10 protein-coding genes and 1 pseudogene are annotated in these 12,876 nt (G+C 73.4%); 3 read left to right on the top strand and 8 right to left on the bottom strand.

Features of this window, described 5'->3' with window-relative positions; translation table 11 throughout:
- The 4 genes from efeU to EMA17_RS25105 all read right to left on the bottom strand — a co-directional run.
- On the bottom strand, window positions 1-814 hold an 814-nt coding region (gene efeU, locus EMA17_RS25090; RefSeq protein ID WP_148112331.1), incomplete at its 3' end, for an iron uptake transporter permease EfeU.
- Window positions 815-1,038: 224 nt separating this feature from the next.
- Entirely contained in the window at window positions 1,039-2,319 is a 1,281-nt protein-coding gene (locus EMA17_RS25095; RefSeq protein ID WP_126639393.1) for a ribonuclease D, read from the bottom strand.
- A 245-nt stretch (window positions 2,320-2,564) separates the two neighbouring features.
- Window positions 2,565-3,233, bottom strand: a complete 669-nt coding sequence (locus tag EMA17_RS25100; RefSeq protein WP_078974877.1) for a response regulator transcription factor — start codon at window positions 3,231-3,233, stop codon at window positions 2,565-2,567.
- Window positions 3,234-3,412: 179 nt separating this feature from the next.
- On the bottom strand, window positions 3,413-4,009 hold the full coding sequence (locus tag EMA17_RS25105) for a DUF3000 domain-containing protein (protein ID WP_126639394.1): 597 nt from the start codon (window positions 4,007-4,009) through the stop codon (window positions 3,413-3,415).
- Between the two features lie 92 nt (window positions 4,010-4,101).
- Here EMA17_RS25105 and hemE point away from each other — a divergent pair, with 92 nt between their 5' ends.
- From hemE to hemQ, 3 genes are all read left to right on the top strand, one after another.
- The gene (gene hemE / locus EMA17_RS25110) at window positions 4,102-5,166 is read left to right on the top strand and encodes a uroporphyrinogen decarboxylase (RefSeq protein WP_126639395.1); all 1,065 of its coding nucleotides are present in this window, start codon (window positions 4,102-4,104) and stop codon (window positions 5,164-5,166) included.
- Between the two features lie 592 nt (window positions 5,167-5,758).
- The gene (gene hemG, locus EMA17_RS25115) at window positions 5,759-7,195 is read left to right on the top strand and encodes a protoporphyrinogen oxidase (RefSeq protein WP_126639606.1); all 1,437 of its coding nucleotides are present in this window, start codon (window positions 5,759-5,761) and stop codon (window positions 7,193-7,195) included.
- Between the two features lie 30 nt (window positions 7,196-7,225).
- Entirely contained in the window at window positions 7,226-8,023 is a 798-nt protein-coding gene (hemQ, locus tag EMA17_RS25120; protein WP_246126881.1) for a hydrogen peroxide-dependent heme synthase, read from the top strand.
- A 577-nt stretch (window positions 8,024-8,600) separates the two neighbouring features.
- Here hemQ and EMA17_RS25130 read toward each other — a convergent pair.
- From EMA17_RS25130 to murC, 4 genes and pseudogenes are all read right to left on the bottom strand, one after another.
- A pseudogene (locus EMA17_RS25130) lies at window positions 8,601-9,805 on the bottom strand (MbnB/TglH/ChrH family RiPP precursor modification enzyme).
- A 129-nt stretch (window positions 9,806-9,934) separates the two neighbouring features.
- Entirely contained in the window at window positions 9,935-10,810 is an 876-nt protein-coding gene (locus EMA17_RS25135; RefSeq protein ID WP_126639396.1) for a TIGR04222 domain-containing membrane protein, read from the bottom strand.
- Between the two features lie 133 nt (window positions 10,811-10,943).
- Window positions 10,944-11,354, bottom strand: a complete 411-nt coding sequence (msrB, locus tag EMA17_RS25140; RefSeq protein ID WP_126639397.1) for a peptide-methionine (R)-S-oxide reductase MsrB — start codon at window positions 11,352-11,354, stop codon at window positions 10,944-10,946.
- Window positions 11,355-11,424: 70 nt separating this feature from the next.
- Window positions 11,425-12,849, bottom strand: a complete 1,425-nt coding sequence (gene murC, locus EMA17_RS25145) for a UDP-N-acetylmuramate--L-alanine ligase (protein ID WP_126639398.1) — start codon at window positions 12,847-12,849, stop codon at window positions 11,425-11,427.
- Window positions 12,850-12,876: the final 27 nt, after the last annotated feature.

A 12,876-nucleotide genomic window follows, 5' to 3' on the forward strand; every position in this document is an offset into this window, starting at 1 on the left:
AAGCCTTCTTCGGGCCGCCCTTGGGGAGGAGGAGGAAGAGTGCCATGACGGGGATCAGGTACAGGAGCCAGACGGTGGTCTGGAGGACGGTGGGGTCGGGTTGGAAGTTGAGGATGCCCTTGAGGAGGGTGCCGTACCAGGTGTCGGGCGGGATGGTGTCGCTGATGTCGAAGGCCCGGTCGTTCAGGCCGGGGAGGTAGTCGGCCTCCTGGAGGTCGTGGACGCCGTAGGCGAGTACGCCGGCGGCGACGACGACGAGTCCGGCGCCGGTCCAGAGGAAGAATCTGGCGAGGTTGATCCGGACGGCGCCGGCGTAGAAGAGGTATCCGAGCACGACGGCGGTGGCCAGGCCCAGGGCGACGCCGACCATCGGTTCGGTGTTCTCGCCGGTGGAGCGGGCGGTGCCCCACACGATGACCGCGGTCTCCAGGCCCTCCCGACCCACCGACAGGAACGCGGTGAGCACCAGCGCACCGGTGCCCATCGCCAGCGCGTGGTCCAGCCTCCCCTGCAACTCCGCCTTCAACGCGTGCGAGGTGCGCCGCATCCAGAAGATCATCCAGGTGACCAGGAGCACGGCCAGGACGGAGAGCGAGCCGCCGAACATCTCCTGCTGCTTGAACGTCATCTCGGCCGAGGTCAGCTCGAGGGTGGCCTCCAGCGCGACGCTGAGCGCGACGGCCGCGCCGATCCCGAGCCAGACGGCGGGCAGCGCGTCCCGGCGGTCGCTCTTGACGAGATAGGCGATCAGGATGCTGACCACGAGGGCCGCTTCCAGCCCCTCGCGCAGACCTATCAGGTAGTTGGCGAACACAGGCCACCCCGCAGGCTCGAACACATGGTGAGAAATTAGGCGAGCCTAACCAAACCATTCGGAGGGATCCGGCGTCAATGCGGACAAAGCAAAGCTCGGGTAAGGCGGTACGGGCGGCCGGCGGCGGCTCGCCGGTCGCCTGCGGGCACCCGAAAGCGCGCCGCGCCGGCACCGATTCGCGCGGCTCGCGGCAGTTGCTCCCAGGCCCCGGTTCCGGTGTGTGACTAGGCCCCGGCCGTGCCGTTGGCGGCGTGTGCGGCCAGGCGCAGGAACGCGCCGGACAGGGCCGGCGCGGTGAGCGCGATCTGCCAGGGCCGGGCGCCGAACACGCGCAGTACGTCGCCGACCGCGTCCGCGGTGGGGGCCGACGGCGGCGCCCAGGCCAACCGGCGTACGTAGTCCGGCGCGAGCAGGTTCTCGGTGGGCAGCGTGTGCTCGTCCGCGATGGCCGCGACCGCCGTCTTGGCGGCGGTCAGCCGCTCCGCGGCGGCCGGGTCCTTGTCGGTCCACGCGCGTGCCGGCGGCGGGCCCTCGTGCGGCAGCGTGGACATCGGCAGCTCGACCTCGGGCAGCGCCCTGGCCTGCTCGATCGCGGCCAGCCACACCCCGGCCTGGCGTCGGCTGTCCCGGCCCGTGAAGCCGGGCAGCGCGAGCAGGGCGGCCACCGACGCGGGCCCGGCCAGCGCGGCCTCGACGATCGCGGTGTCCGGGATGACCCGACCCGGCGAGACGTCCTTCTGGCGGGCGACGGTGTCCCGCGCCTGCCACAACGAGCGCACGATGGCCAACTGCCGGCGGCGGCGCACCCGGTGCAGGCCCGACGTGCGGCGCCACGGGTCGACCCGGGGGGCGGGCGGCGGCGCGGCGGCGATCGCGGCGAACTCCTGCAGCGCCCAGTCGAGCTTGCCCTGCTCGGTCAGCGTCGCCTCGAGCTCGTTGCGCAACTCGATCAGCACCTCGACGTCCAACGCCGCGTAGCGCAGCCAGGGCTCGGGCAGCGGACGGGTGGACCAGTCCACCGCCGAGTGCCCCTTCTCCAGCGAGAAGCCGAGCACGGTCTCCACCATCGCGCCCAGGCCCACCCGGGGGAAGGCGGCCAGCCGGCCCGCCAGCTCGGTGTCGAAGATGCGCCGCGGGACCATGCCGACCTCGGCCAGGCAGGGCAGGTCCTGGGAGGCGGCGTGCAGGACCCATTCGGCGTCGACGATCGCGGCGCCGAGCGCGGACAGGTCGGGGCAGGCCGCCGGGTCGACCAGGGCGCTGCCCGCGCCGGCCCGGCGCAGTTGGATCAGATACGCGCGTTGCCCGTAGCGATAGCCCGACGCCCGTTCGGCGTCGACGGCGACCGGTCCCGCTCCGGCGGCGAAGGCGGCGACGGTCTCGGCGAGCGCCTCCGGGTCCGCCACGACCGGCGGAACGCCCTCGCGAGGTGCCAGGAGCGGGACCGGCGCCGGGGGGACCGGCGCCGGAAGTTCGGATGAGGTTTCGAAGGAGGCGTCGGTCACCCCACCAAAATAACCCGCCCGCCCGGCCGACCGGGCAGGTCCCCGCCAAGGTGGGCGCGCCACGGCGGGTGTAGGGCGGTCGGAACCGCACGAAATCGCGCGCGGAAGCGGAAAGCCGGCTCCCGGAAAAGCCGAATCCCGGCGGGTGGGTTCACCCGCCGGGATTCGGCTGTACCTGATGGTGTGTCACCTGATGAGGTGTCCTGATGCTCCGCCGGCCCGGGGCCGGTCGATGCCGACCGGGGTCAGCTGATGATGCCCGCCCGCAACGCGAGGGCCACCATGCCGGCCCGGTCGCCCGTGCCCATCTTGCGGGCGATGCGGGCGAGATGGCTCTTGACCGTCAGCGCCGACAGGCCCATCGCCTGGCCGATCGCCTTGTTGGACCGGCCCTCCGCGACGAGGCGCAGGACCTCGATCTCGCGCGCCGAAAGCTCCCGGACGCCGGAGCCGGGCTCCGTCCCGCGCTGTTCCGACGGACGCATGCGGTTTGCCTGGGGCATCCCGTGGTGCATTCCGGCTTGCCGTGCGTGTCCAGGGTTCAGTCCCGCTCGCGCGCCGGTCACGACGTAGCCCCGAACACCCGCGGCAAGCGCGGAGCGAACGGCACCGATGTCGTCGGCTGCGGAGAGTGCCAGGCCGTTCGGCCACCCGGACGCGCGCATCTCGGTGAGAAGCGTGAGTCCGGAGCCGTCCGGCAGGTGCACGTCGGCGACACACAGGTCGCGCGGCGTGCCGGCGCGGGAGCGAGCCTCGGCGATGGTCGACGCCCCGACGACGTCGCGTACACCGAGGGCCCACAGGTGGCGGATGACGGCGTCGCGAACCCGGGGGTCCGCGACGACGACCATCGCCGTGGGCTTGGAAGGACGATAGGCAAGCAGGTTTGCAGGGTGATCGAGAAGTACCGACACCGGGCCTCCTGCGCAGTGATCGCGATTCCCGAAGAAGCGGCCCGACCAGCTACTCCTTCGGGGTGGTCACCCTGTCCTTCGGCACATATGGCGTCGGGCTTTAGAGGAAGATCCAAATCCGTTATGCGACGTTGACCCGGGTGTGTGACCCGGAGGTCTCGCGATGGTGATCCGGCGTGTCAGGAACCGGGTCGCGAGGGCCGGCGCGGTATGGCGACGACGCCCTCCCCGGCCGCCACCGGCGGCAAACCGGCACAGGTGCACAGCAGTTCGGTCCACGCCAGCAGATGCGGCAACAACTCGTCGTCGGCCGGCGTCCACGACGCCCTGACCTCGATCTCGGTGCGGGCGATCTGTCCGGAGAGTCCGCCGAAGCCCTGGGAGGTGCTGCGGCTGACCGTGCCGCTGGGGGCCCGATAGGTCGCGCCGACCGCGTACAGCGACTCGGTCAGCCAGGTCCAGCCGACCTCGGGCAGCAGCGGGTCCATCGCCAGTTCCGGTTCGAGTTCGGCGCGGGTCATGGTGACCACGCGGAACGTGCCCTCCCACGCCTCGTGGCCCGCCGGGTCGTGCAGCAGCACGATCCGGCCGCCGGCGAGTTCGTCCTCGTCCTCGCCGAGCGCGACCTCGGCGGTGAACGCGGCGGAGTACGGCGCCAGGCCGCGCGGCCGGGCCATCTCGTCCAGCACGATCTCCGGACGCAGGACCGCGGCCCGCCATCCGGCCAGTGCCTGCCGGAACTCCTCGGGCTCCTCGGTCTCGCCGACTCCTGCCATGCCTGGCAGCCTAGGCCGCGTCGGGGGGGTCGGGCCCGGGCGACGCGCCGGGCGGGGTGCTCCGTCTGGGCCGCCCGCGTGCGTCTGGGACGATGGCGGATGTGACCGAAACGAGCCTTCCGCACGCCACCGTCCGCGACTCGGCCTTCCTGCGCGCCTGCCGGCGCGAACCCGTCCCGCACACCCCGGTGTGGTTCATGCGTCAGGCGGGCCGTTCGCTGCCCGAGTACCGCAAGCTGCGTGAGGGCACCGCGATGCTCGAGTCGTGCATGCGGCCGGACCTGGTCACCGAGATCACGCTGCAGCCGGTGCGCCGGCACGGGGTGGACGCGGCGATCTTCTTCAGCGACATCGTGGTCCCGCTCAAGGCGATCGGGGTCGACCTCGACATCAAGCCCGGTGTCGGTCCGGTGGTGGCGAACCCGATCCGCTCGCGCGCCGACCTCGCGCAGTTGCGCGACCTCACGCCCGACGACGTGCCGTACATCACCGAGGCGGTCGGCCGACTCGTCGACGAGCTGGGCGGCACGCCGCTGATCGGCTTCGCCGGTGCGCCGTTCACCCTCGCGAGCTACCTGGTCGAGGGCGGGCCGTCGAAGAACCACGAGCGCACCAAGGCGCTGATGTACGGCGACCCGCAGCTGTGGGCCGACCTGGTGGACCGGCTCGCGGAGATCACGTCGGCGTTCCTGAAGGTACAGATCGAGGCGGGGGCGTCGGCGATCCAGCTGTTCGACTCGTGGGCCGGGGCGCTGTCCGCGGCGGACTACCGGGCGTCGGTGTTGCCGGCGAGCACGAAGGTGTTGGCGTCGGTCGAGCACTACGGCGTGCCGCGGATCCACTTCGGGGTGGGCACCGGCGAGTTGCTGCGCATGTTCGGCGAGGCCGGGGCGGACGTGGTGGGCGTCGACTGGCGCATCCCGCTGGACGAGGCGGCGCGGCGGGTGGGGCCGGGGCGGGCGCTGCAGGGGAACTTGGACTCGGCGGTGGTGTTCGCGCCGTGGGAGGCGGTTCGGGCCAAGGCGGACGAGGTGTTGGCGGCGGGGCGTGGTGCGGAGGGGCACATCTTCAATTTGGGGCATGGGGTGTTGCCGAATACGGATCCCGAGGTGCTCACGCGCCTGGTGGCGCACGTCCATGCGGCGAGCGCTCGGTAGGTCGGCTTTTTTGGCCTCAAGCGCCGGCCGGGCTGGGGGTTTGCGGTCGGGCCGGCTCGGGGGGTGGGTGGCTTGGCGTCGTCGGCGGGGTTGATGTGGTTTCTGGTCGGGCCGGCGTTGGCGTTCGGTCGGGTTGGGGTGGCCTCAAACGCCGGCCGGGCTGAATCGGGTGGGCTGACTTGATCGGCTGGGTTCGTCGGGTCGGTCGGATTGGTCGGGCTGACTCGGCCGGGCTCGGTCGGGTCGGGTTGGGCGGGCTGACTCGGTTGGGTCGGGTTGGCCAGCTCGGTCGGGTTGGCAGGGCTGGGTTGGACGGGCTCGGTCGGGTCGGGCGGGCTGACTGGGTTGGGTCAGGTTGGCCGGGTTCGGGTCGGCTGGGTCGGGCGGGCTGGGCTGGGCTGGCCGGGCTGGGTCGGTTTGGTTGGGTCGGGCGGGCTGGGCTGGGTCGGGCGGGCTGGGCTGGGTTGGCCGGGCTGGGTTGGTTTGGGTGGGGTGGGGTGGTTGGGGTGGAATTGGTGGGGTGGGGGGATTCGGGTTTGGGTGTCGGGTTGGGGTGGCTTGTGGGAGAGGGTGTGACGTGGGTGGTTCGGTGATGGCCGGCGGGCGGCATGTGGTTGTCGTGGGTGGTGGGATCGCCGGGTTGACGGCCGCTTGGGTTTTGCTGCGGGACGGGGATCCCGGGCTCACCGTCACCGTGCTCGAGGGGGCTTCCCGGGTCGGGGGGAAGCTGCGTGCCGGGAGCATCGCGGGGGTCGCGGTCGACGAGGGTGCGGAGTCGATGTTGGCTCGGCGTTCCGAGGCGGTCGAACTGGCTCGTGAGGTCGGGTTGGGCGACGATCTTCAGCCCCCGGCCACCGCGGGTGCGTCGTTGTGGACGCGTGGCGCCCTGCGGCCGATGCCGCGCGGGCATGTGATGGGTGTGCCGGGCGACCTGGAGCCGCTGGCGGCGAGCGGGGTGTTGTCGCCCGCGGGCCTGGCCCGGATCCCGCTGGACCACGCGCTGGCGCCGCACCGGTACGAGGACGACGTCTCGGTCGGCCGCTACGTCGCCGAACGGCTCGGCCACGAGGTGGTGGACCGGCTGGTCGAACCGCTGCTCGGCGGGGTGTACGCGGGCAACGCCTACGACATCTCGCTCGCCGCCGCCGTTCCGCAACTGTTGCCGATCGCCCGCTCCGGCGGCTCGTTGGTGGCGGGGGTGCGCGCCCTGCTCGACGCCGCCGCCGAGCGGCCCGCGGGGCCGGTGTTCATGGGGGTGCGCGGCGGTGTCGGGCGATTGCCGCTCGCGGTCGCCGGCGCCGTGGTGGCCGGTGGGCGCGGCAGCATCCGGACCCGGACCACGGTGCGCGAACTGGAGCGCACGCCGACCGGCTGGCGGCTGATCACCGGGCCGACCAACGCCCCCGTCCCGATCGAGGCGGACGCCGTGGTGCTCGCGGTACCGGCCGCGCCCGCGGCCCGCCTCCTGCGCCCGCACTCGACGGTCGCGGCGGTCGAGCTGTCCTCGATCGAATACGCGGGAATGGCGCTGGTGACCCTCGCGTTCCGGCGCGCCGACCTGGCGTCGATGCCCGCCGGAACCGGGTTCCTGGTGCCGCCGGTGGACGGCCGGCGGATCAAGGCGAGCACGTTCGCGTCGAACAAGTGGGGCTGGCTCGCCGAGTCGGATCCGGACCTGTTCGTGCTGCGCACCTCGCTCGGCCGGGCCGGCGAGGAGGCGGTGCTCCAGCGCGAGGACGCCGAACTGGTCGCCGACTCGCTCGACGACCTGCGCGAGGCGGTCGGACTGGCCGCCGAGCCGATCGATACCCGGGTCACCCGCTGGGGTGGCGGGCTGCCCCAGTACGCGGTCGGCCACCTCGGTCGGATCGCCTGCGTGCGGGACGCGGTCGAGCGGTTGCCGCGCCTGGCGGTGTGCGGCGCGGTGTACGAGGGCGTCGGCATCCCGGCGTGTGTGGCGAGCGCGTCCAAGGCCGCGGCCGAGGTGCTGGCGCAGCTCGCCGGGCCGTACGCGCGCCCCGTGCACTGAGCGCGCGGACGAGCCAGGCAGAATCGGACCATGACGCAAAGCACCTCGGAGAACACCCCGGAACCGGTCGACGCCGCCGCAGCGGTGGTCGACGCCGCCCTCAACGCCGACGGCCCCGAGTCCGCGGGCGAATCCGCTCCGGTCCGGCGCAAGGCCCGCGACCTCAACCAGGTGATCAGGTACACGATGTGGTCGGTCTTCCGGCTCCGTGAGCCGCTGCCGGGTGCGCGGGCCGGGCTGGCGGGCGAGGTGGAGCAGTTGTTCGAGCAGCTGCTCGACAAGGACGTGGTGGTGCGCGGCACCTACGACGTCTCCGGCCTGCGCGCCGACGCGGACCTGATGATCTGGTGGCACGCGGAGGACTCGGACGCGCTCCAGGAGGCGTACAACCGCTTCCGGCGCACCGGCCTGGGCCGGCTGCTGGAGCCGGTGTGGTCGAACATGGCGCTGCACCGTCCGGCCGAGTTCAACAAGAGCCACATCCCGGCCTTCCTGGCCGAGGAGACCCCGCGCGACTACGTCGCGGTGTATCCGTTCGTGCGTTCGTACGAGTGGTATCTGCTCGAGGACGACGAGCGCCGCCGGCTGCTCGCCGAGCACGGGCGGATGGCGCGCGGCTACCCGGACGTGCGGGCCAACACGGTGCCGTCGTTCGCGCTGGGCGACTACGAGTGGATCCTCGCCTTCGAGGCGGACGAGCTGCACCGCATCGTCGACCTGATGCGGCACCTGCGCGGCTCGGAGACGCGCCGCCACGTGCGCGAGGAGGTGCCGTTCTACACCGGCCGCCGGCACCCGGTCGCCGAACTGCTCGCCGGCCTGGCCTGAGCCCGCGCCCCGGTCGGTCGGGCAGCGGGCGAGCGATCGCTCCGACCGACCGAGGGTGCGGTGTCGAACTCGAATCCGGGTCGGACTCGAACCTAGGTCGAACTCGAACAGGATGATCCGCTCGAGCAGGACGATCCGCTCGAACACGATGAGCCGCTCGAACACGACGACCCGCAGGACGATCCGCTCGAACAGGACGACCCGCCCGAACCCGAGGAGTCGCCGCCTCCGCCCGAGGCGCAGGACCAGCCGGTGCCGCACCAGGTGTGGTGGCCGTGCCAGTGGTGATGGTGGTCGTGCGGGTCGTGACCCTGATGCCCCCGGTTCCCCTGCGGGCCGGGTGGCCACGGGCCGGGGTACGGACCGGGGTACGGACCGGGCCCGCCGCCGTAGGGCCTGCCGGTGCCGGGTGCGTGGCCGGGGGGCGGGCCGGCCGGTCGGCCGAAGGTGTGGCGGAGCCGGCGTCGGGCCGCGCGGTGGACCCGGACGGCGATCACGATCGGCAGGGCGGCGACGAGGACCGCCACCGCCACGAGCAGCAGCAAGGACATGTTGCCGACCCCCGTGTGGGTGGTGCCTACCCGTGGCCGGCCGGCGCACGGGATGCGAATCGGGTGCGCAGCCGGGCCCATCGGGACGGCTTTCGTTCGACGAACACCTCGGCCAGCGCCTTCGGCAGCGCGTCCCGCTCCCACAGATGGGCCGCGAAGGCGTGTACGTCGGCGCGGGTGCCTCCCTCGGCGGGCTTCGGGTGGACCAGGGCCCAGGTCATGAACTCGCCCGGCCAGCGCGGGCCCAGCGTCGTCGCCAACTCCGGGAGCGCGCGCAGCGCCGAGTCGCGCCGTTTGGCGGCCAGCGCGCGGGCCTGTACGCGGATCCGGTCCGGGTCGAAACCCGGCGGTGTCGGCCCGCCGGCGACCAGTGCCGTGAGCAGCGCGGTCTGCCGTGCGGCCAGCCGCTCGCGCGCGCTCATCGGCGCGCCGCCGTCCGGTCCACCACGGCGCGGATCGCGGCCAACTCGGCGGCGATCTCGCCCGCCGTCGGGAAGTCGCCGTCGCGTTCGAGCAGTACGCGCGGCGGCGGGCGCAGCGCGCACAGCGTGGCCAGCACCTCCAGGATCGGCTCGGTCACCGGGTGCGCGTGGGTGTCGTGCCACAGGCCGTCGCGCTCGACGCCGCCGGCGACGTGTACGTACTCCACCGCCTCCAGCGGGAGTTCGGCCAGCGCGGCGGCCGGGTCGACGCCGTGGTTGATCCGCTGGGTGTGCAGGTTGGCCACGTCGATCAGCAGTCGCACGCCGGTGCGCTCGACCAGTTCGGTGAGGAAGCGGGCCTCGCTCATCTCGTTGTCGGGCCAGGTCAGCAGTGTCGCCGGGTTCTCCAGGGCGAGCGGGACCGGCAGCGCGTCCTGGGCGACGCGGACGTTTTCCGTGACGACGTCGAGCGCGTCCCACGTCATCGGTGTCGGCAGCAGGTGACCGGCCTCCATGCCGCCGGCCCGGACGAACGCCAGGTGTTCGCTGACCACCGGCGAGCCCAGGGCGTCGGCCACTTCGGCCAGCCGGGCCAGCCGCGCGGGGTCGGGACGGTCCGCGCCGGCCAGGCCGAGGCCGACGCCGTGCGGGATCACCTCGACGCCGCGCTCGCGCAACACGCGCAGCGACTCGGGCAGGTGTCCGACGCACACGTTCTCCGCGACGACCTCGACGAAGTCGACGCCGGCCAGGCGCTCGACGGTCAGATCGATCTCCGGCCGCCATCCGATTCCCACCGCTGTCCGCATACGTCCAGCATGGCGGGTCCGTCCCGGACCGAAACAGGCGGAGTTCCCTCGGTTCGCCCGCCTGAGCGCGCCGGGTGGCGAGCGGCCGGCGACGCGGGCGGGTCGCGGGCCGCCCGGCGCTCGGCGCGGTCAGTTGCCGCAGCCGTCGGCGGTGCCGCCGCAGGAGCCCGCCCGGGCGCCCTGGGGGGAGGCGCAGGAAGTGCCGCCGCACCAGGTGGACTCCGGGGCGCGGCCGGCGGGGGTGGGCGCGTTGCGGCGGAAGATCTCCTTGATCACCGGGTCGGGGAAGCGGTCCAGGCCCCACAGGGCGACCGTGCCCAGGCCGTCGGCGCCGAGCGCGGCGACGGCCGCCTCGTCGCGGCGCAGCCGGATCAGCCGGCGCGTGGTCGGCGCGGTGGGCACCACCCGCTCGCCGAACACGCCCAGGAGCAGCAGGCCCGCGACGCACGCCTGGCTGCCGATCACCGCGAGCAGCAGGCCCACCCACGGCAGTGCGCCCGAGGTCGCGTCGTCGGCCCGGACGAAGCCCGCGACGGCGGTGGCCAGGCCCAGGGGGAGGGTGGCGAACAGCGCCCAGCGGGGGAGCCGGCGCGGCCCCGCGTCCGGGCGGGCGATCAGGCCGGCCGCGAACAGGTCGGCGCCGATGCCCTGGATCTCCGGGGCCGCGGCCAGCCGGGTCCGCAGGTCGCGCAGCGGCAGGCCGCCGTACTCCCGATCCAGGATCCGCAGCGGCGCGTCGCCCGTCGCGTCGGCCGCGGGTGCCCGGGCCGCGACCACCTGCCCGTCGCGGTTCAGGTGCAGCGCGCCCTCGCCGAGCAGGGCCAGGATCGACACGTCGACCGCGCGGGCCGCGCCGCCGCCGACGAACGCGTATTCGGCCGCGCCCAGTTCGGCCAGGCGCGCCCGGTCCGCCCGTCGGCCGCCGCGCCGGGCGGACCCGATGGCGACGCCGAGTACGAGCGCCGTCCAGACCGAGTACGCGAGGGGTGGCAGCCAGGGATTCATGGTCCCCAGACATAGCGGACGCACCCGCCGCGCGCGGGCTCGATGTGAGTTTTGCCGCACCGCCCGTACCGATGTTTGAACGGGCGACGGCGGCGCCGACCGGGCCGGCCCGGGGGCCGACCCGCGCCTCGGCTCAGCCCTGCGGGTCCGGCTCCAGGGTCAGCGAGATGGAGTTGATGCAGTAGCGCTGGTCGGTGGGCGTCCCGTAGCCCTCGCCCTCGAACACGTGGCCCAGGTGCGAGCCACAGGTCCCGCAGCGCACCTCGACCCGGGTCATGCCCATCGTGTCGTCCTCGATGTATTCGACCCGGTCCTCGGCCAGCGGCGCGTAGAACGACGGCCAGCCGCAGTGGCTGTCGAACTTGGTGTCGGAGCGGAACAGCTCCGCCTTGCACGCCCGACAGCGGTAGACGCCGGTCGTCTTGGTCTCGGTGTACTCGCCCGTCCAGGCACGCTCGGTGCCCGCCCGACGCAGCACCCGGAACTCGTCCGGGGTCAGCTCGGCCCGCCACTGGTCGTCGGTCTTCTCGATTTCGTAGGCCATGTGCACATCCAACACGCAACGGCGCCGCGACGTTCCCCGAGGGGACGGCACGGCGCCGGCGGGTGTCGGCTCAGCGGGCGGCGGTGCTGCGGGCGCGGATCGCGTCCAGGATCTCGGGGCCGAGCAGGGTCACGTCGCCCGCGCCCATGGTCAGGACCAGATCGCCGGGGCGGGCCAGCGCGGCCACCGAGCCGGCCACGTCGGACCAGCTGTGCTCGGTGCGCACCAGGCCGCCGTTGTCCAGCGCGGCGTGCGCGATGATGTTGCTGGTCACGCCGGGCTGCGGGTCCTCCCGGGCGGCGTAGATGTCCATCACCACGGCGATGTCGGCGGCGGCGAGCGCGCGGCCCATCTCCACCCCGAGCTGCTGGGTGCGGCTGAACAGGTGCGGCTGGTACACCGCGATCACCCGACCCGCGCCCACCGCGCCGCGGGCGGTGGCCAGATCGGCGGTGATCTCGGTGGGGTGGTGCGCGTACGAGTCGACGACCCGGATGCCGCTCTCCTCGCCCTTGAGCTGGAACCGCCGGCGCACGCCCTGGTAGTTGGCCAGTCCCTCGGCCATGCGCCGCGGCTCGACGCCGAGCGCCAGGCCCACCGCGAGCGCCATCACCGCGTTGGAGGCGTTGTGCCGCCCCGGCACCGCGACGGTCAGCACCGACTCGCCGCCCACGGCCTTGCCGTGCACGGTGACCCGGCTGCTCAGGCCGGACGCCTCGATCCGCGCCAGGCGCAGATCCGCGCCCTCGTGTTCGCCGACCGTGACCACGTTCAGCGTCGGCGCGGAGACCGCCAGCCGCTCGCGCAGGGCGCCGGCGCCGGCGTCGTCGGCGGAGAGCACCAGGGTGCCGCCGGGCACGATCCGGCCGGCGAAGATCTCGAACGCGTCGAGCACGTCGTCCAGCGAGCCGTAGTTGGCGTGGTGGTCCAGTTCCACGTTCAGCACCACGGCCACCTCGGGCGCGTACTTGTGGAAGCTGCGGTCGCTCTCGTCCGCCTCGGCCACGAAGATGTCGCCCAGGCCGTGGTGGGCGTTGCTGCCCGCCTCGTTGAGGTCGGCGCCGATCGCGAAGGAGGGGTCCAGGCCGAGCGAGGTCAGGCCGACCGCGAGCATGCTCGTCGTGGTGGTCTTGCCGTGCGTGCCCGCGACGGCCACCGAGCGCCGGCCGTCCATCAGTCGGGCCAGCGCGTCCGCGCGGTGCACGATCGGGATGCCCCGCTCGCGCGCGACGACCAGCTCGGGGTTGTCCTCCCGGATCGCCGAGGAGACCACCACGCACGAGACGTCCTCGGCGACGTTCGCCCGATCGTGGCCCACGTGCACCGTGCAGCCGAGCCGGCGCAGCGCCAGCACCTGGGTGGAGTCCTTGGCGTCGCTGCCGGAGACCCTCGCGCCGCGGATCGCGAGGATCTTGGCGAGCCCCGACATGCCGGCACCACCGATGCCGACGAAGAACGGGCTGCCGAGGTCGACGGGCTCGGCGGGGGGTGCCATGAAGCGGGCTCCTTCGCATGGGGTGGA

This window comes from Embleya hyalina, from assembly GCF_003967355.1.
In the GTDB taxonomy this organism is placed as follows: Bacteria; Actinomycetota; Actinomycetes; order Streptomycetales; family Streptomycetaceae; genus Embleya; species Embleya hyalina.

Bases quoted from the DNA above. Each gene is read 5' to 3' on its own strand.
- murC (WP_126639398.1), bottom strand. From the start codon at position 12,849: ATGGCACCCCCCGCCGAGCCCGTCGACCTCGGCAGCCCGTTCTTCGTC.
- hemE (WP_126639395.1), top strand. From the start codon at position 4,102: ATGGCGGATGTGACCGAAACGAGCCTTCCGCACGCCACCGTCCGCGAC.
- hemQ (WP_246126881.1), top strand. From the start codon at position 7,226: ATGACGCAAAGCACCTCGGAGAACACCCCGGAACCGGTCGACGCCGCC.
- EMA17_RS25105 (WP_126639394.1), bottom strand. From the start codon at position 4,009: ATGGCAGGAGTCGGCGAGACCGAGGAGCCCGAGGAGTTCCGGCAGGCA.
- EMA17_RS25135 (WP_126639396.1), bottom strand. From the start codon at position 10,810: ATGAATCCCTGGCTGCCACCCCTCGCGTACTCGGTCTGGACGGCGCTC.
- msrB (WP_126639397.1), bottom strand. From the start codon at position 11,354: ATGGCCTACGAAATCGAGAAGACCGACGACCAGTGGCGGGCCGAGCTG.
- hemG (WP_126639606.1), top strand. From the start codon at position 5,759: ATGGCCGGCGGGCGGCATGTGGTTGTCGTGGGTGGTGGGATCGCCGGG.